General features: G+C 73.6%; 16 protein-coding genes. 11 read left to right on the top strand and 5 right to left on the bottom strand.

Features of this window, described 5'->3' with window-relative positions; all coding sequences use genetic code 11:
• Window positions 1-48 precede the first annotated feature (48 nt).
• From pheS to AC6CKD_RS21940, 4 genes are all read left to right on the top strand, one after another.
• Window positions 49-1,176: a phenylalanine--tRNA ligase subunit alpha gene (gene pheS, locus AC6CKD_RS21955; RefSeq protein WP_498329180.1), complete on the top strand. Its 1,128-nt coding sequence runs from the start codon at window positions 49-51 to the stop codon at window positions 1,174-1,176.
• Window positions 1,176-3,704, top strand: coding sequence for a phenylalanine--tRNA ligase subunit beta (gene pheT / locus AC6CKD_RS21950; protein WP_498329179.1), 2,529 nt, complete (start codon window positions 1,176-1,178; stop codon window positions 3,702-3,704). The genes pheS and pheT overlap by 1 nt, the downstream gene beginning before the upstream one ends.
• A gap of 572 nt (window positions 3,705-4,276) precedes the next feature.
• Complete coding sequence (locus tag AC6CKD_RS21945) at window positions 4,277-5,629, top strand: NsdA family TPR-like regulatory protein (RefSeq protein WP_498329177.1); 1,353 nt, start codon at window positions 4,277-4,279, stop codon at window positions 5,627-5,629.
• Window positions 5,630-5,739: 110 nt separating this feature from the next.
• Window positions 5,740-6,261 carry an NUDIX hydrolase gene (locus AC6CKD_RS21940; RefSeq protein WP_284716918.1) on the top strand — a complete coding sequence of 174 codons (522 nt, stop codon included), beginning with the start codon at window positions 5,740-5,742 and terminating at the stop codon, window positions 6,259-6,261.
• Window positions 6,262-6,295: 34 nt separating this feature from the next.
• Here AC6CKD_RS21940 and AC6CKD_RS21935 read toward each other — a convergent pair whose 3' ends face one another.
• The gene (locus AC6CKD_RS21935; RefSeq protein ID WP_498329175.1) at window positions 6,296-7,192 is read right to left on the bottom strand and encodes a 3-hydroxybutyryl-CoA dehydrogenase; all 897 of its coding nucleotides are present in this window, start codon (window positions 7,190-7,192) and stop codon (window positions 6,296-6,298) included.
• Between the two features lie 151 nt (window positions 7,193-7,343).
• On the opposite strand from AC6CKD_RS21935, the gene AC6CKD_RS21930 reads away from it, so the two are divergent.
• Window positions 7,344-8,627 carry a glycoside hydrolase family 10-like protein gene (locus AC6CKD_RS21930; RefSeq protein ID WP_498329174.1) on the top strand — a complete coding sequence of 428 codons (1,284 nt, stop codon included), beginning with the start codon at window positions 7,344-7,346 and terminating at the stop codon, window positions 8,625-8,627.
• 46 nt (window positions 8,628-8,673) lie between these two features.
• Here the strand turns inward: AC6CKD_RS21930 and AC6CKD_RS21925 are convergent, their stop codons facing one another.
• Window positions 8,674-8,871 carry a DUF1918 domain-containing protein gene (locus tag AC6CKD_RS21925; protein WP_384650345.1) on the bottom strand — a complete coding sequence of 66 codons (198 nt, stop codon included), beginning with the start codon at window positions 8,869-8,871 and terminating at the stop codon, window positions 8,674-8,676.
• 41 nt (window positions 8,872-8,912) lie between these two features.
• The gene (locus AC6CKD_RS21920; RefSeq protein ID WP_498329172.1) at window positions 8,913-9,887 is read right to left on the bottom strand and encodes a DMT family transporter; all 975 of its coding nucleotides are present in this window, start codon (window positions 9,885-9,887) and stop codon (window positions 8,913-8,915) included.
• Here AC6CKD_RS21920 and AC6CKD_RS21915 point away from each other — a divergent pair.
• The 3 genes from AC6CKD_RS21915 to AC6CKD_RS21905 all read left to right on the top strand — a co-directional run bounded on the left by AC6CKD_RS21915 (window position 9,886) and on the right by AC6CKD_RS21905 (window position 12,834).
• Window positions 9,886-11,331, top strand: a complete 1,446-nt coding sequence (locus AC6CKD_RS21915) for an aminotransferase-like domain-containing protein (protein WP_498329170.1) — start codon at window positions 9,886-9,888, stop codon at window positions 11,329-11,331. The two genes, AC6CKD_RS21920 and AC6CKD_RS21915, sit on opposite strands and share 2 nt — an antisense overlap.
• A 95-nt stretch (window positions 11,332-11,426) precedes the next feature.
• Complete coding sequence (locus AC6CKD_RS21910; RefSeq protein WP_478686800.1) at window positions 11,427-12,020, top strand: histidine phosphatase family protein; 594 nt, start codon at window positions 11,427-11,429, stop codon at window positions 12,018-12,020.
• 31 nt (window positions 12,021-12,051) lie between these two features.
• Window positions 12,052-12,834: an N-acetyltransferase gene (locus AC6CKD_RS21905; RefSeq protein WP_498329168.1), complete on the top strand. Its 783-nt coding sequence runs from the start codon at window positions 12,052-12,054 to the stop codon at window positions 12,832-12,834.
• Here the strand turns inward: AC6CKD_RS21905 and AC6CKD_RS21900 are convergent.
• Window positions 12,831-13,421 carry a hypothetical protein gene (locus AC6CKD_RS21900; protein ID WP_498329167.1) on the bottom strand — a complete coding sequence of 197 codons (591 nt, stop codon included), beginning with the start codon at window positions 13,419-13,421 and terminating at the stop codon, window positions 12,831-12,833. The two genes, AC6CKD_RS21905 and AC6CKD_RS21900, sit on opposite strands and share 4 nt — an antisense overlap.
• A gap of 143 nt (window positions 13,422-13,564) precedes the next feature.
• The gene (locus tag AC6CKD_RS21895) at window positions 13,565-14,347 is read right to left on the bottom strand and encodes a LysR family substrate-binding domain-containing protein (protein WP_498329165.1); all 783 of its coding nucleotides are present in this window, start codon (window positions 14,345-14,347) and stop codon (window positions 13,565-13,567) included.
• Between the two features lie 37 nt (window positions 14,348-14,384).
• On the opposite strand from AC6CKD_RS21895, the gene AC6CKD_RS21890 reads away from it, so the two are divergent.
• From AC6CKD_RS21890 to AC6CKD_RS21880, 3 genes are all read left to right on the top strand, one after another.
• Window positions 14,385-14,810, top strand: a complete 426-nt coding sequence (locus tag AC6CKD_RS21890; protein ID WP_498329163.1) for a DUF5997 family protein — start codon at window positions 14,385-14,387, stop codon at window positions 14,808-14,810.
• Window positions 14,811-14,927: 117 nt separating this feature from the next.
• Window positions 14,928-15,359 carry a helix-turn-helix domain-containing protein gene (locus tag AC6CKD_RS21885; RefSeq protein WP_498329162.1) on the top strand — a complete coding sequence of 144 codons (432 nt, stop codon included), beginning with the start codon at window positions 14,928-14,930 and terminating at the stop codon, window positions 15,357-15,359.
• Window positions 15,360-15,369: 10 nt separating this feature from the next.
• A complete protein-coding gene (locus tag AC6CKD_RS21880; RefSeq protein WP_478686793.1) occupies window positions 15,370-15,786 on the top strand; it encodes a VOC family protein in 417 nt (138 codons plus the stop codon).
• The last annotated feature ends 100 nt before the right edge of the window (window positions 15,787-15,886 follow it).

Here is a 15,886-nt window from a genome sequence, read left to right as displayed (position 1 = left end):
CGCGTCGCGCGGGGGACCACCAGCCAGCCATCGGAAGTACGGGAAGAGATGTCGGCACCGAACAAGTCGTACGACCCTGTCGAGGTCGAGGCACTGAAACCGGAAGAGATCGAGCGCATGCGGGACGAGGCGCTCGCCGCCTTCGCCGCCGCCGGCGACCTCGACGAACTTCGGGAGGCGAAGACCGCGCACATGGGCGACCGCTCGCCCCTGGCGCTCGCCAACCGAGAGATCGGCGCGCTGCCCCCGCAGGCCAAGGCCGCGGCGGGCAAGCTCGTGGGCCAGGCACGGGGCGCCGTGAACAAGGCCTTCGGGGCCCGCACGGTCGCGCTCGAAGCCGAGCGTGACGAGCGGGTGCTGGTCGAGGAGGCGGTGGACGTCACGCTGCCCTACGACCGCGTGCCCGCCGGCGCCCGGCACCCCCTGACCACGCTGATGGACCGCATCGCGGACATCTTCGTGGCCATGGGGTACGAGGTCGCGGAGGGCCCCGAGGTCGAGGCGGAGTGGTTCAACTTCGACGCCCTCAACTTCACGCCCGACCACCCCGCGCGCCAGATGCAGGACACCTTCTTCGTCCGGGGGCCGGAAGGCACCGAGGGCGACGAGTCCGGTGTCGTGCTGCGCACCCACACCTCCCCGGTGCAGGCGCGCTCGCTGCTGGAGCGCAAGCCCCCCGTCTACATCGTGTGTCCGGGGCGGGTGTACCGCACCGACGAGCTCGACGCGACGCACACCCCGGTCTTCCACCAGGTCGAGCTGCTCGCCGTGGACGAGGGCCTGACCATGGCGGACCTCAAGGGCACCATGGACCACATGGTCCAGGAGCTGTTCGGCGAGGGCACCACCACGCGCCTGCGCCCGCACTTCTTCCCCTTCACCGAGCCGTCCGCCGAGATGGACATGCAGTGCTACGTGTGCCGCGGCGCGTCGGTGGGCAACCCCGACCGCCCGTGCCGTACCTGCTCCAGCGAGGGCTGGATCGAGCTCGGCGGCTGCGGCATGGTCAACCCGAAGGTGCTCACCGCCTGCGGTGTGGACCCGGAGAAGTACAGCGGGTTCGCCTTCGGCTTCGGCATCGAGCGGATGCTGATGTTCCGCCACAACGTTGAAGACATGCGAGACATGGTCGAGGGTGACATCCGTTTCACCCGGCCGTTCGGGATGGAGATCTGATGCGGGTCCCGCTTTCTTGGCTGCGGGAGTACGTCGACCTCCCCGCGGGTGAAACCGGTCGCGACGTCGCGGCCAAGCTCGTCGACGCCGGCCTGGAGGTCGAGACCGTCGAGCAGCTCGGCGGCGGGCTCAAGGGCCCGCTCGTCGTCGGCCAGGTGCTGACCATCGAGGAGCTCGAAGGCTTCCGCAAGCCGATCCGCTTCTGCACGGTGGACGTCGGCTCGGCCAACGGCACCGGCGCACCGCAGGAGATCGTCTGCGGCGCCCGGAACTTCTCCGTCGGCGACAAGGTCGTCGTGGTCCTGCCGGGCGCGGTGCTGCCCGGCGACTTCGCGATCGCCGCGCGCGAGACCTACGGCCGCACCTCGCACGGCATGATCTGCTCCGGCGACGAGCTGGGCATGGGCGACGACGGCACGCACGGCATCATCGTGCTGCCGCACGAGCACGAGGTCGGCAGCGACGCGATCAAGCTCCTGGAGCTCGTCGACGAGGTCCTCGACATCGACATCACGCCGGACCGCGGCTACTGCATGTCCATGCGCGGAGTGGCCCGCGAGGCCGCCACCGCGTACGGCCTGCCGCTGCGCGACCCGGCGCTGCTCGACGTGCCCGCGCCGAACTCGTACGGCTACGCCGTCAAGATCGACGACCCGCGGGGCTGCGACCGCTTCACCGCGCGCACGGTGACCGGCCTCGACCCCGAGGCGCGCTCCCCGATCTGGCTCACGCGCCGCCTCCAGAAGGCGGGCATGCGCCCGATCTCGCTCGCCGTCGACATCACCAACTACGTGATGCTGGAGCTCGGCCAGCCGCTGCACGCCTACGACCGCTCGCGGATCGACGGCGCCATCGGCGTCCGCCGGGCCGAGCAGGGCGAGAAGTTCACCACCCTGGACGGGGTCAAGCGCACGCTCGACGCCGAGGACCTGGTGATCACCGACAACAGCGGCCCGATCGGGCTCGCCGGTGTCATGGGCGGCGCCAACACCGAGATCGCCGACTCCGTCGTCGACCCGGAGACCGGAGCCGTCACCGGCACCACCGACGTGGTCGTCGAGGCCGCGCACTTCGACTCCGTGTCCATCTCGCGCACCGCCCGCCGCCTCAAGCTGTCCTCCGAGGCGTCCAAGCGCTTCGAGCGCGGCGTGGACCCGCAGGCCGCCGCCGCTGCCGCGCAGCGCACCGTCGACCTGCTCGTGCTGCTCGCGGGCGGCACCGCCGAGGCCGGCGTCACCGAGCTCACCGCCCCGGGCGCCCCGCGCACCATCGCGATGAGCGCGGACCACCCCGACAAGGTCGCGGGCATGCGGTACGGCCGGGAGACCGTCGTACGCCGCCTGCAGGAGGTCGGCTGCGACGTCTACGGCCAGGACGAGCTCGTCGTCACGGCGCCCTCGTGGCGGCCCGACCTCGCCGAGCCCAACGACCTGGCCGAGGAAGTCATCCGGCTGGAGGGCTACGGGAACCTTCCCTCCACCCTCCCGCAGGTGCCCTCCGGCCGCGGTCTCACCGCCCGGCAGCAGCTGCACCGCCGGGTGGGCCGCGCGCTGGCCGGCGCGGGCTACGTCGAGGCGCTCAGCTACCCGTTCCTGGGCGAGGCCGTCTTCGACCAGCTCCAGCTGCCCGCGCACGACGCCTCCCGCCAGGTCGTCAAGCTGGTCAACCCGATCTCCGACGAGGAGCCGGCGCTGCGCACCACGCTGCTGCCGGGTCTGCTCGGCGCGCTGCGCCGCAACGACAGCCGGGGCAGCCACGACCTCGCCCTCTTCGAGACCGGATCGGTCTTCCGGGCCGCCGCGCAGCCGGGCGTCGCCGTACGCCTCGGCGTCGAACGGCGTCCCACCGACGAGGAGATCGCCACCCTGAACGCGGCTCTGCCCGCGCAGCCGCGCTACGCCGCGGTCGTGCTGGCCGGGGCTCGCGAGCAGGCCGGCTGGTGGGGCAAGGGCCGTCCGGCCGACTGGGCCGACGCGGTCCAGGCGGCGCGCTCGCTGGCCGTCGAGGCCGGTGCGGAACTCGCCGTGCGCCAGGGCCAGTACGGCCCCTGGCACCCGGGCCGCTGCGCCGAGCTGCTCGTCACCCTGGACGGGGTGGAGACGGTCATCGGGCACGCCGGTGAGCTGCACCCGCGCGTGGTCAAGGCGATGGGCCTGCCGGCCCGCACCAGCGCCATGGAGCTCGACCTGGACCGCCTCGCGGCGGCCGGCGGCGAGGCCCTCCGGGCGCCCCGGATCTCCTCCTTCCCGGTGGCGACCCAGGACGTCGCGCTGATCGTGGACGCGTCGGTGCCGGCATCGGCCGTCGAGGACGCGCTGCACAAGGGCGCCGGTGAACTGCTGGAGTCCCTGCGGCTGTTCGACGTGTTCGAGGGCGAGCAGGTGGGCGAGGGCAAGAAGTCCCTCGCGTACGCGCTGCGCTTCCGTGCGACCGACCGGACGCTGACCGCCGAGGAGTCCACGGCGGCCCGTGACGCGGCCGTCGCCCTGGCGGGCGAGCGCACGGGTGCGGTGCTGCGCGGCGCGTAGTCGCTGCCGGTCCGTGCTGAGGGGGTGCATCCCGGTTCCGGGGTGTGCCCCCTCAGCCGTTCCTGCGGCTGTGGCGGCTGCGGCGGGCGGCGGGCCGGTCCTGCGGGGGCTTGTCCCCTAACCGCCCGTCGCCCGTTCCCTGGGGCTCCGCCCCAGACCCCGCGCCTCAAACGCCGGCGGGGCTGGATGTTCCAGCCCGCCCGCCGGGGCGCGGACGTCCGTGCCGGTATCGGGGACCACGCGGGCCGGGCCCGGTGGGTGGGCCCGGCCCGCGCTCGGTCCGGCCCGGCCGGGGCCCGGCGACCAACCAGGACCCGGCGGAGCCGAAGCGCGCCGCCCGCCTGCCGTGGAGTGTCGGGCAGACAACAGGACGGGCGGCGCGGTTGACGGGTCGTCGCACTGTACGAGGGGGAGCCGACGACCCGGGCTACCTCTTGGCGAGGCCCTTAAGTGAAGCGCTCGCACGGGCCTCCGCGGCAGGGTGCGTATCGCATTTATGCGCGTACGGCGTTCACACCCCGTGTGAACCCCGCACCCACTAGCCTGGGTCCGACGAGCCCTTGGAGGGGCCCATGCAGCCCAATGCCCTGCTCGACGCCCTCCTCGCCGAGGCGGGCATGTCCCATGCCGGACTCGCCGCGTACGTGAACCAGGCGGGCCGCTCCCGCGGACTCGCCCTGCGCTACGAACACACCGCCGTGGCGCGGTGGTTGAAGGGTCAGCGCCCGCGCGGCCAGGTACCGGACCTGATCTGCGAGGTGATCGGGGGGCGGCTGCGGCGGCCGCTCTCCCTCGACGACGCCGGGTTCGGGCCGCCCGGGCGGCCTCCGGATCCGCACGGCGGTCATGGCGGCACCGTGCCGCTCAGCGGCTTCGTCGACCGGGCCGCCGCCCTGTGGCGCTCCGACGGCAACGGCCGCCGTCATCCCGACGCGGGCGCCGTCACCGGGACGCCCGCCGTGATCCCGGTGTGGGAATGGGAGAACCCGCCGGAGGACGCCGACGTGTCCCGCGCGGGGCCGACCCGCGTCGGCCCCGAGCACGTGGAGATCCTGAAGTCCGCCCGCGCGCACTACGAGCTGATGTACCGCAGGGCGGGCGGAGTGGCCACCCGCGACCGGGTGGTCCGCTTCCTCGGCACCGAGACCGCCCCCATGCTGCGCGGCAGTTACTCCGACGGACTCGGCCGCAGCCTGCACCGGGCCGGCGGGTCCCTGGTGGCGGTGGCAGGGATCTGCGCGTACGACTCGGACGCGCACGGGCTGGCCCAGCGCTACTTCCACCAGGCCCTGCGCCTGGCCAAGGCGAGCGGGGACCGGGGGCTGGGGGCCTACGTGATCGCGCTGCTCGTCAATCAGTGCCTGCACCTGCGGGAGTTCCGCCAGGCCGTGGCCTTCGCCGAGGCCGCCCTGCGCGCGGCCGGCCGGCACATCACCCCGGCCCTGGCCGCGGACCTCTATGCCATGCAGGCCAAGGCGTACGCCCAACTCGGCGACACCATCGCTGCGTTGGACTGCATCCGCAAGGCCGAGACGGCGGCGGAGCGGATCCGCCCCGGCACGGAGCCGGACGAGACGGGGTACGTACAGCCCGGGCTCGTCAACGTACAGGTGGCGGAGGCGCTGTTGGGTCTGGGCGACCTGCGGGCGGCCCGGGAGCAGGCTTCGGCCGCCGTGGGCACCCCCGCGCACGACCGGGGCCGGGTGCACCGGCTCGCGATGCTGTGCGAGATCCAACTGCGCCAGGGCGAGGCCGATCAGGCGGTGGCCTCGGCGGCCGAAATGGCCGAGCGGGCCAAGGGGATGGAGTCGCTGCGTCTGCGCGACCGGCTGCGCACGGTCCGGGAACAGTTGCTGACCAGCGGTTGTTCGGGGGCGGAGGATACGGCCGAGCTCATCGACGGGGCGCTGCGCGTTCCGCTGTGACATCCCCCGCGGCGTTCTCTGCGCCGCCCTTTGCGCGTTCCCCTGGGGCGGGGTGAACTGCTGCCATGTTGCCACCTACTCGATCGGAAGGTGGCAGAACCGTGCAGTGGATGAACCTGAGTGAGCAAACCGTGTACACGAACCGCTGGTTCGATGTGAATCTCGCCGATGTGGAGCTCCCCGACGGCCGGCACCTGGACCACTTCGTCATCCGGCTGCGCCCGGTCGCCGTCGCCACGGCCGTCAACGCGGCCAACGAGGTGCTGCTGCTGTGGCGCCACCGCTTCATCACCGACAGCTGGGGCTGGGAACTGCCCGCCGGGGTCGTCGAGGACGGGGAGTCGGTGGAGCGGGCGGCCGCCCGCGAGATGGAGGAGGAGTCGGGCTGGCGGCCCGGCCCCCTGCACCACCTGATGACCGTCGAGCCGTCCAACGGGCTGACCGACGCCCGCCACCACCTCTACTGGGCGGACGGGGCCACCTACGTGGGCCACCCCGAGGACGACTTCGAGTCCTCGCGCCGCGAGTGGGTCCCGCTCAAGCTGGTTCCCGACATGATCGCGCGCGGCGAGATCCCGGCCGCCAACATGGCGGCCGGGCTGCTGCTGTTGCACCACCTGCGGCTCGGCTGAGCCGCCCGCGGCCGGCCGTGAGCCGCCGTGAGCGTCAGCCGTACGGGTAGAAGCCCGAGCCGGTCTTCCGGCCGAGGCGGCCGGCGTCGACCATGCGCTGGAGCAGCGGGGGAGCCGCGTACAGGGGCTCCTTGAACTCCGCGTACATCGAGTCGGCCACCGAGGCCACCGTGTCCAGACCGATGAGGTCCGCGAGCTTCAGCGGGCCCATCGGGTGGGCGCAGCCCAGCTCCATGCCGTTGTCGATGTCCTCGCGGCTCGCGATGCCCGACTCGAACATCCGGATCGCGGACAGCAGGTACGGGATGAGGAGCGCGTTGACGACGAAGCCGGAACGGTCCTGGGCGCGGATCGCGTGCTTGCCGAGCGCGCCCCCGACCAGGGCCTCGGCGCGCTTGATGGTCTCGTCGCTCGTCGTCAGCGCCGGGATCAGCTCGACGAGCTGCTGCACCGGGGCCGGGTTGAAGAAGTGGATGCCGATGACCTGGTCGGGACGCGAGGTCGCGACCGCCAGCTTGACCAGCGGGATCGAGGAGGTGTTGGAGGCGAGGATCGCGTCCGGGCGGGTGACCACCTGGTCGAGGACCTGGAAGATCTCCGTCTTGACCTGCTCGTTCTCGACGACCGCCTCGATGACGAGGTCGCGGTCGGCGAACTCGCCGAGATCGGTGGTGAACGACAGGCGGGCCAGGGTCGCGTCCCGCTCCTCCTCGCTGATCTTGCCGCGTTCGGCGGCCCTGGTCAGAGAGGTGTGCAACCGGGTCCGCCCGAGTTCGAGGGCCTCGCCGGTGGTTTCGGCGACCATCACGTCGAGCCCGCTCCGGGCGAACACCTCCGCGATGCCCGCGCCCATCTGGCCACAGCCCACTACGCCGACGCGTGCGATGTCGTCTGGGAGGTCCGTCACATCGTGCCTTTCGCTGCTCTCCATCGCGGGTCCCCCGTACTCGTGCAGTGGTAACTGCGTTCCGGCGCCCGCCACGACCCCCGACGTTACCCCCGTCCTTGTCCGGCGTGGCGGGCCGGGGCGGGCATGCTGGGCGGACACGAGGCAATGTCACGGAGCGGAACGGAGTCGTCACATGGCGTCCATCGGGAGCCGGGCCGTCGGGAGGCGGGGGATGCTGGCCGGAGCGGCGGGGGTGCTGGCGGCGGTGGCTACGGCTCCCGCGAGAGCGTCCGGGCGTCCGGAGCCGGGGGAGCGGGAGCGCACGGAAGCGGCGCGGGGAGCGGCCGGGGCGGCGTTCCGCGGGATGTGGGTCGCCTCCGTGCAGAACGTGGACTGGCCTTCGCGGAGCGGGCTTTCCGCGCGGGAGCAGCGCGCCGAACTGCTGGCCCTCCTCGACACCGCCGTCGCCCGCCGCCTCAACGCGGTGATCCTCCAGGTCCGGCCGACCGCCGACGCGATGTGGCCCTCGGCGCACGAGCCCTGGTCGCAGTGGCTGACCGGCGAGCAGGGGGTCGCCCCCGGCTGGGACCCGCTCGGCACGGCGGTCGCCGAAGCGCACGCCCGGGGGCTGGAACTGCACGCCTGGTTCAACCCGTACCGGGTGGCCAACCACACCGACCGGAGCCTGCTCGTACCGGAGCACCCGGCCCGCCGCAACCGGGGCTGGACCGTGCCCTACGGCGGCAAGCTGTACTACAACCCCGGACTGCCGGAGGTCCGCCGCTTCGTGCAGGACGCCATGCTCGACGCCGTCGCCCGCTACCCCCTCGACGGGGTGCACTGGGACGACTACTTCTACCCGTACCCCGTCGAGGGCCGCGAGTTCGACGACGCCGCCGCCTACGAGCAGTACGGCGGGGCCTTCGCCACCCGCGCCGACTGGCGCCGCCACAACACCGACACCCTGGTCCGCGAGATGTCCGAGCGGCTGCGGGCCCTGCGCCCCGCGACGCGCTTCGGCATCAGCCCCTTCGCCGTCTGGCGCAACTCCGACCGGGATCCGCTCGGATCCCCGACGCGGGCGGGCGTCGCCACGTACGACGACCTGTACGCGGACACCCGCAGGTGGGTGCGCGAGGGCTGGATCGACTACATCGTGCCGCAGGCGTACTGGCACCTCGGCCACCCGGCCGCCGACTACGCCGCCATCGTCCCCTGGTGGGCGCGGACCGTGGCCGGCACCCGCGTCCAGCTCTACGTGGGGGAGGCGCTGTACCGCTGCGATCCGCAGAGCCCCACGGCAGCCTGGCGCGATCCGCGCGAACTCTCCCGGCACCTGCGGTTCGCCGCCGGATACCCGGAGGTCCGCGGCCACGCCTACTTCTCCGCGAAGCAGGTGGACGCGGACCCCAACGGGGCGATGGCCCAGGTGGTCGCCGACCACTACCCGACGCCGGTGGCGGTGCCGCCGCGCTGATCCGGTGCGCTCCGGCAGTCCTTCCCGGCGTCCCGGCCGCCGTTCGTCAGCGGTCGTGGTCGGCCGGGTGCTTGACGACGCAGTCGGGGCCGGGGGACATGACGGCCTCGTGTCCGTCCGTGAAGCGGACACGGTAGGGAGGGGTGCCGTTCTCTCCCAGGACCTGGGTGATCTCTCCGACCTTGTCGTGCTGGCCCACGATCCTGCCGTGCTGAACCAGCTGGTCGCCCTCGGTCGCGCGCATAGCTGACCTCCCTCGTGGCGGTCCGATCCGGTGCTAGCAGTTTAGGTTGTTTCGGTGGTGTTTGACCTGTCGGGTCGGCCCGTCCGTCCGGCCTCGGGGCGCTGCGTCACGGCGATGCAGACGAGCACCGCGCAGGCGGCGACGGGAGCCGCCGGTGACAGGTGCTCGCCGAGCAGCAGCACCGACCACACCAGGGTCAGCAGCGGCTGCGCGAGCTGGAGCTGGCTCGCGCGGGCCGTGCCGATCTCGGCCATGCCCCGGTACCAGACGTAGAGGCCGAGGAAGGAGGAGCCCACGGCCACCCAGACGAGCCCGGCCACCCCGCGCCCGGTGAGGTGCACCGGTTCGTACGCGAGCCCGAGCGCGGAGCCGGCCAGGCCGATGGGCAGGCACACCACCAGCGCCCAGGCGATCACCTGCCAGCCGGGCAGCAGCCGGGCGAGGCGCCCGCCCTCGGTGTACCCGGCCGCGCACACGAGCAGCGCGCCGAAGAGGAAGGCGTCGCCGCCCGAGAGGGCGCCGCCGCTCTGGGCCGCGGTGAACCCGAGGACGACGGCCGCACCGGCGACGGCCGCGGCCCAGAACCGCCGCGAGGGCCGGGCTCCGGTGCGCAGCGAGGAGACGACCGCCGTGGTCAGCGGCAGCAGGCCCACCACCACGGCGGCGTGCGAGGTGGTGGACGTCCGCAGGGCCAGGGTGGTCAGCAGGGGGAAGCCGACGACCACGCCGCCGGCGACGACGGCGAGCCCCGCCCAGTGGGCGCGGGCGGGCCGCGGCACGCGCAGGGCCAGCAGGAAGGCGCCGGCCGTCAGGCCCGCCAGCAGACAGCGCAGGCCGAAGAGGGACCAGGGGCCGAAGCTCTCCAGGCCCCAGGCGGTGCCGGGGAAGGTCAGCGAGAAGGCGACGACTCCGGCCGCCGCGAGGGTCGTGCCCCCGAGGGCGGGTCGGGGCCGCCGTGCTGCGGTCCCCCGAACTGCTATCGCGGTGAGGGGAGTAGCGCTATTCTGTGCTGTCATGTACGAGCGTAGCAGTGTGGCGGAACTGGCAGAATCCCTTCGAGTCGAGCTGAACCGCTACTCGGTAGGTGGAAAGCTGCCGTCGAGCAGGGCCCTGGTCGAGCAGTACCGGGTCAGCCCCGTCACCGTCTCCCGGGCCCTCGCCCAGCTCGCCGCCGAAGGCCTCGTGGTCACCCGCCCCGGAGCCGGGGCCTACCGCGCGCAGCCCCGTACGCACACCCAGGAGCTCGGCGACACCTCCTGGCAGGCCGTCGCCCTGAGCGCCGAGGACTCGGGCGAGGTGATCCCGCGCTCGGTCGACGCCTCCGGGGTACTGGTCACCCTGGCCGCACCGCCGGCCGGGGTCATCGAACTGCACAGCGGCTACCTGCACTCGGCGCTCCAGCCCGAGCGGGCCATGGCGGCGGCCCTCGCCCGCGCCGGCCGGCGGCCCGGAGTGTGGGGGAGGCCGCCCGTGGAGGGCTTGGCGGAGCTGCGCGACTGGTTCGCCCGGGAGATCGGCGGGCCGGTCGCGGCCGGGGACGTGCTGGTGACCGCGGGCGGCCAGAGCGCACTCGCCACCGCGCTGCGGGCGCTCGCACCGCCCGGGGCGCCGATCCTCGTCGAATCCCCGACCTATCCGGGACTGCTGGCCCTCGCGCGGGCCGCCGGCTGCCGGCCGGTGCCCGTCCCGGTGGACGCGGACGGGGTCCGGCCGGAGTTGCTGGCCGCCGCCTTCGAAGCGACCGGGGCGCGGGTGTTCGTATGCCAGCCGCTGTTCCAGAACCCGACCGGGGCCGTGCTGTCCGGCGAGCGGCGGGGCGACGTGCTGCGGATCGCGCGCGCCGCAGGGGCGTTCGTGCTGGAGGACGACTACGCGCGGTCCCTGGCCCACGAGGACTCGGGCCCGCTGCCCGCGCCGCTCGCCGCCGAGGACCCGGACGGGGTGGTCGTCCACGTGCGGTCGCTGACCAAGGTCACCTCGCCCAGCCTGCGGGTGGGCGCACTGGCGGCCCGGGGCCCGGTCTTCGACCGGCTGCGCGCCATCCAGGTCGTGGACAGCTTCTTCGTGCCCCGGCCGCTCCAGGAGGCCGCCCTGGAACTGGTCGGCGCACCCGCCTGGCCGCGCCACCTCACGTCCGTCGCCGCCGAGCTGCGCCACCGCCGGGACGTCCTCACGGCGGCGCTGCGGCGGGAGCTGCCGGAACTGGACGTGCCCCATCCGCCGCGCGGCGGCTACCAGTTGTGGGCGCGGCCCGGCGGGGGCGGCGACGACGCGGCCTTCGTGGCGGCCGCCCTGCGGGCCGGGGTCGCGGTCGCGCCGGGACGGCCGTACTTCTGCGCGGAACCGCCCGGTCCGTTCGTCCGGCTGAGCTTCGCCGGGGTGTCCGGCGCGGCCGAGCTGACCGAGGCCGTCCGGCGGCTGCGGTCGGGGCTGGAAGGCGGGGCCGGCGGCGGGGGCTGACCCGGCTGCCGGCCGGTGACCGGCGGCCAGGATCCGGCGGGCCCGGTCTCGTTCAGACGCTTGACCCCGTGCGACACGCGGATCACCATCGCCGCATGCATGTTCGGGTTTCGCTAGTCGCAGCAGCCCGTGGTACCTCGCTGCTCGCCGAGCGCTTCGACGACGACCGCCCCCTCGACGTGGACGGCTGGCGCGCGGTGGAATCCGCCGCGCGCGGGCTCGTGCCGCTGGGCTCGGCCGAGCTCCGCTACTGTTCGCCGACCTCGCGCAGCCGGGCCACGGGGACCGCCCTCGGCTACGCCCCGATGGCGCAACCCGCCCTGCGTGAGTGCGACATGGGCCGCTGGCGCGGGCTCACCCTGGCCGAGGTGGCCGCCCGGGACCCCGCGGCCGTGGACCTCTGGCTCACCGATCCGCACGCCGCCCCGCACGGCGGGGAGTCCCTGCTCGCCTTCATCGCCCGGATCGGCGGCTGGCTCGACACCCGGCCGGCCGACGACGGGGGAGCGATCGTGGCGGTGGCGGAGCCGTCGGTGGTCCGGGCGGCGCTCGTGTACGCGCTGAACGCGCCGCCGCTGACGTACTGGAACGTGGACGTCCGCCCCCTGTCCACGCTCACCCTCGCCGGCCGGCCGCGGTGCTGGCACCTCTCCCTCCCGGCGCCCGCCGGAACCGGATATATCGGTTGAGGCGCGGCCGGGGCGTGCCTAGCCTGCGGGCATGGACGACATCACAGGCGCGGGCGCCGCGGACATCCGGATCACCACGCTCGCGGAGCGGCCCGAACTGGCGGCCCGGCTCTACGACATGGAGGACTCGTGGCCCGAGTTCGCCCAGCACGACTCGCTGGCCTGGCTGCTGTATCCGCGCATGGTGGCCGAGTTCCCCGAGTACGTCCTGATCGCCACGGACGGCGACGCCGTGGTCGCCCGGGGCTTCGGCGTGCCCTTCGCGCAGCACGCGCCGGGCCGCGACGGGGTGCTGCCCGCGCAGGGCTGGGACCGGATCCTGATGTGGGCCTTCTCCGACCTGCGGCGCGGGGCCGAGACCGACACGGTGAGCGCGATCGAGATCAGCGTAGCCACCGGACGGCAGGGCGAGGGCCTGTCCGGCCGGATGCTCGCCGCCCTGCGGGAGACGGCCCGGGCGCGCGGTTTCGCCGAGGTGGTGGCCCCGGTCCGGCCCAGCGGAAAGCCGGCCGAGCCGGACACCTCGATCCACGCGTACGCGTACCGCACCCGCGAGGACGGCCTCCCGTACGACCCGTGGATACGGGTCCACGTGCGGGCCGGCGCCGTCATCGACTCGGTGGCCCCGCTGTCGCAGACCATCACCGGCTCCCTCGCTCAGTGGCGCGAGTGGACCGGCCTCCCCTTCGACACGGCGGGCCCGGTCCGCGTTCCGGGCGCCCTGTCCCCGGTCCACTGCGAACCGGAGCAGGGCTACGCGGTCTACGTGGAACCGAACGTCTGGGTCCGGCGCGCGCTGGGGGCCGCCTCCTAGAGGAGCGCGACGGGGGCGGTGGCGGAGGACGGGAGGTAGATCCCGCCGATGCCCGCGTAGTTCGCCCGGTAGCCGCGCAGGAGCTCGTCCAGCGGGATCGCCAGCCGGGCCGGGGTGTCGCAGCGGGCGGCTCCGAACTGATCGGTGACGGCGGTGCAGAGCGTCCGGCCGCCGACGGTGGTGAAGGTGACCGGTACGCCGTCCAGCCCGGCCGGAGCGTCCGCGATCCGCACGGTGGTGCTGAGGTTCCTGACCCCGAAGAGCAGCCCGTTGAGCTTCGCCGGACCGGCCGTGGTCACCGTGGCCACGGCGGGCCGGACCAGCTCGGGGGCCTGGCAGAGCTGCGGTCCGGGAGCGTAGACCTGCCCGGTGGGGCAGGCCACGACGGTGGCGACCCCGCCCGCGCACTGTACGTAGAACCGGTGGTCCTGCAGTCGCGGCAGCCGCCCGGTGGCGCCGCCGGCGCACGAGCCGTCGGCGGCGCTCGCGGGCGCGGCCCCCACGCCCAGGGCGAGGACCGCCCCGGCGGCCAGTGCGGCGAGCGAGGCCATTCCCTTGCGGGCCAGTTCCTTGCCGATGCGTAACACCCTTGCCCCCAGCTCACCCAGTGTGACGAAATGAATACGAAGTGACTATAGGGACGGCTGTGTGACGGGCGCAACGCCCCCGGGTCATCGCCAGGGAGTGCGAATTCCGACTGGCTCGAACGCGGTCAGGTCGACTGCGGGCCCTATCGGCCGCGGGGCTTGCCGCGCTTGCCGGTGGACTTGGCCGTGGCCTTGCCGCCCTTGGGGGCTCCGGACCGGAGGTTCTTGGCGGCCGGCTTGCCACCCGACCGGGGGGCCGGCTTCCGCGCTGCCGGCTTCGCCTTCTTCTGCTCGGGCTCGGGCTGCGTACGCCCGCGCCCGCGCGAGCTGTTGACGGTCCGCCCGCGCACGATCCCGATGAACTCCTCGACCAGGTCGGGAGTGGCGTCCGCCTCGGGCCAGGACAGGGCGACGCGCGACTCGGGCGCGTCCAGCAGGGTCCGGTACGTGAGGTCCTTGCGGTGGTGCAGCCTCGCGAGCGACTGGGGCACGACCAGGAGCCCGATGCCCGCCGCCACCAGCTCGATCGCGTCGGCCGTGGTCTCCGGGCGCTCGAGCGCCGCCTTGCCCGGCAGCCGCTCCCACTCGAGGGTGTCGTCCAGCGGGTGGAGCACGATGTCGTCGGCCAGCTCCGCGAGGGACAGCTCCTCGGCCGCGGCCATGAGGTGGTCCTTCGGGATCACGACGACCGTGGTCTCGGTGTAGAGCGGGATCGCGCTGAGGTCCGTACGGTCGATCGGCAGCCGGACGAACCCGGCGTCGGCGCCGCCGCCCCGCAACAGGGCGGGGGCTTCGGCCGGGCTGACCGGGACGAGGGTGAGCGGAACGTCGGGCAGCCGCTCCTTCCAGATCCGGACCCACTTGGTGGGAGTCACCCCGGGGACGTATGCGAGCTGGAACGACGGGGGTGTCCGGGAGTCTGTCACCCGGCCAGATTACCGGCCGTGGTCGGAGGTGGCGCACATGCTCGATACCCTTGACCCCATGACGTCGCACCAGACCACCCAGACCATGAAGCCCGCTACCGCGGCGAAGAAGCTGGGTGTGTACCTCGAGGCCACCCCCGCAGAGTTCCAGGAGGGTGTCGTCTCGCGCACCGAGCTGAGCGCCCTCCAGGCCGAGCCGCCCCAGTGGCTGCAGGACCTCCGGAACAACGGCCCGCACCCCCGTCCGGTGGTCGCGGCGAAGCTCGGCATCTCCATCGCCGGTCTGGCGCGCGGCGGTGTCACCGAGGCGCTCACCACGGAGCAGATCGAGGCCCTGAAGCAGGAGATGCCGGAGTGGCTCGCGAAGGAGCGCGCCACCCAGGCCGACGTCCGCAAGGAGACCGTCCGCATCAAGCAGATGCAGGCGGAGAAGGCCGAGAAGGCCGCGAAGACCGAGAAGTAGTCGACGGGCAGCCGGGAGGCATCCGGGAATCCGGGGCGCTCCCGGCCTCACGGCCCGGCCTACCCCCTCGGAGGCCGGCCCCCCTCGGCCCGCGCCGGCCGTGAGATGCTGGTGCGCGTGATGATCGAGGACCTGGTGCGGCTGCGGCGCGCCCGGGACGTGATGGACCGCGACTACGCCGAGCCGCTGGACGTACCGGCACTGGCCGGCGTCGCCCTCATGTCGCCCGGGCACTTCTCCCGCAGCTTCCGGGCGGCCTTCGGAGAGACCCCGTACAGCTACCTGATGACCCGCCGCATCGAGCGCGCGAAGGCGCTGCTGCGCCGGGGCGACCTGAGCGTGACCGAGGTCTGCTTCGCGGTCGGCTGCACCTCGCTGGGGTCGTTCAGCTCGCGCTTCACGGAGCTGGTCGGCGAGACCCCCAGCGCCTACCGGGCCCGGCGCCACGAGGCCGGCGCCGCCATCCCCGCGTGCGTCGCCAAGGCCTTCACCCGACCCGTCCGGAACCCCGCCGCCCATGGGGGAGCGGGATCCGCGGCCGCGTCGTAGCGTTCGGGTCATGACCATCAAGCTCTCGCAGTGCTTCATCGCCGTCGACGACCACGACAAGGCGCTCGCCTTCTACCGCGACGCCCTCGGCATGGAAGTCCGCAACGACGTCGCGTTCGAGGGGATGCGCTGGGTGACCGTCGGCTCGCCCGAGCAGCCCGACGTGGAGATCGTCCTCGAACCGCCGCTGGCCGATCCCGGCGCCTCGCCGGCCGACCGGCAGGCGATGGCGGAACTGCTGGCCAAGGGCGTGCTCCGCGGGGTCATCTTCTCCACGGACGACGTGGACGCCACCTTCGAGCGGATCCGGGCCGCCGGCGCCGAGGTGCTCCAGGAGCCCGTCGACCAGCCGTACGGGGTCCGCGACTGCGCCTTCCGCGACCCGGCGGGCAACATGCTCCGCTTCAACCAGCCCCGAAACGGCTGACCCGGAAGCGGCCGTCCCCGTACCGGGCCCGCCGCCGCCCGCCCTCACCCGGAAGCGGCCGTCCCCGTACCGGGCCCGCCGCCGCCCGCCCTCACCCGGA

The organism is Streptomyces sp. GQ60 (assembly GCF_059758875.1).
The sequence above is the reverse complement of the archived record's forward strand: the minus strand, read 5'-3'. Positions and strand labels throughout refer to the sequence as shown.

Bases quoted from the DNA above. Each gene is read 5' to 3' on its own strand.
- pheT (WP_498329179.1), top strand. From the start codon at position 1,176: ATGCGGGTCCCGCTTTCTTGGCTGCGGGAGTACGTCGACCTCCCCGCG.
- AC6CKD_RS21925 (WP_384650345.1), bottom strand. From the start codon at position 8,871: ATGCGCGCGACCGAGGGCGACCAGCTGGTTCAGCACGGCAGGATCGTG.
- AC6CKD_RS21910 (WP_478686800.1), top strand. From the start codon at position 11,427: ATGCATGTTCGGGTTTCGCTAGTCGCAGCAGCCCGTGGTACCTCGCTG.
- AC6CKD_RS21930 (WP_498329174.1), top strand. From the start codon at position 7,344: ATGGCGTCCATCGGGAGCCGGGCCGTCGGGAGGCGGGGGATGCTGGCC.
- AC6CKD_RS21940 (WP_284716918.1), top strand. From the start codon at position 5,740: ATGAACCTGAGTGAGCAAACCGTGTACACGAACCGCTGGTTCGATGTG.
- AC6CKD_RS21880 (WP_478686793.1), top strand. From the start codon at position 15,370: ATGACCATCAAGCTCTCGCAGTGCTTCATCGCCGTCGACGACCACGAC.
- pheS (WP_498329180.1), top strand. From the start codon at position 49: ATGTCGGCACCGAACAAGTCGTACGACCCTGTCGAGGTCGAGGCACTG.
- AC6CKD_RS21890 (WP_498329163.1), top strand. From the start codon at position 14,385: ATGCTCGATACCCTTGACCCCATGACGTCGCACCAGACCACCCAGACC.
- AC6CKD_RS21935 (WP_498329175.1), bottom strand. From the start codon at position 7,192: ATGGAGAGCAGCGAAAGGCACGATGTGACGGACCTCCCAGACGACATC.
- AC6CKD_RS21915 (WP_498329170.1), top strand. From the start codon at position 9,886: ATGTACGAGCGTAGCAGTGTGGCGGAACTGGCAGAATCCCTTCGAGTC.
- AC6CKD_RS21945 (WP_498329177.1), top strand. From the start codon at position 4,277: ATGCAGCCCAATGCCCTGCTCGACGCCCTCCTCGCCGAGGCGGGCATG.
- AC6CKD_RS21920 (WP_498329172.1), bottom strand. From the start codon at position 9,887: ATGACAGCACAGAATAGCGCTACTCCCCTCACCGCGATAGCAGTTCGG.
- AC6CKD_RS21905 (WP_498329168.1), top strand. From the start codon at position 12,052: ATGGACGACATCACAGGCGCGGGCGCCGCGGACATCCGGATCACCACG.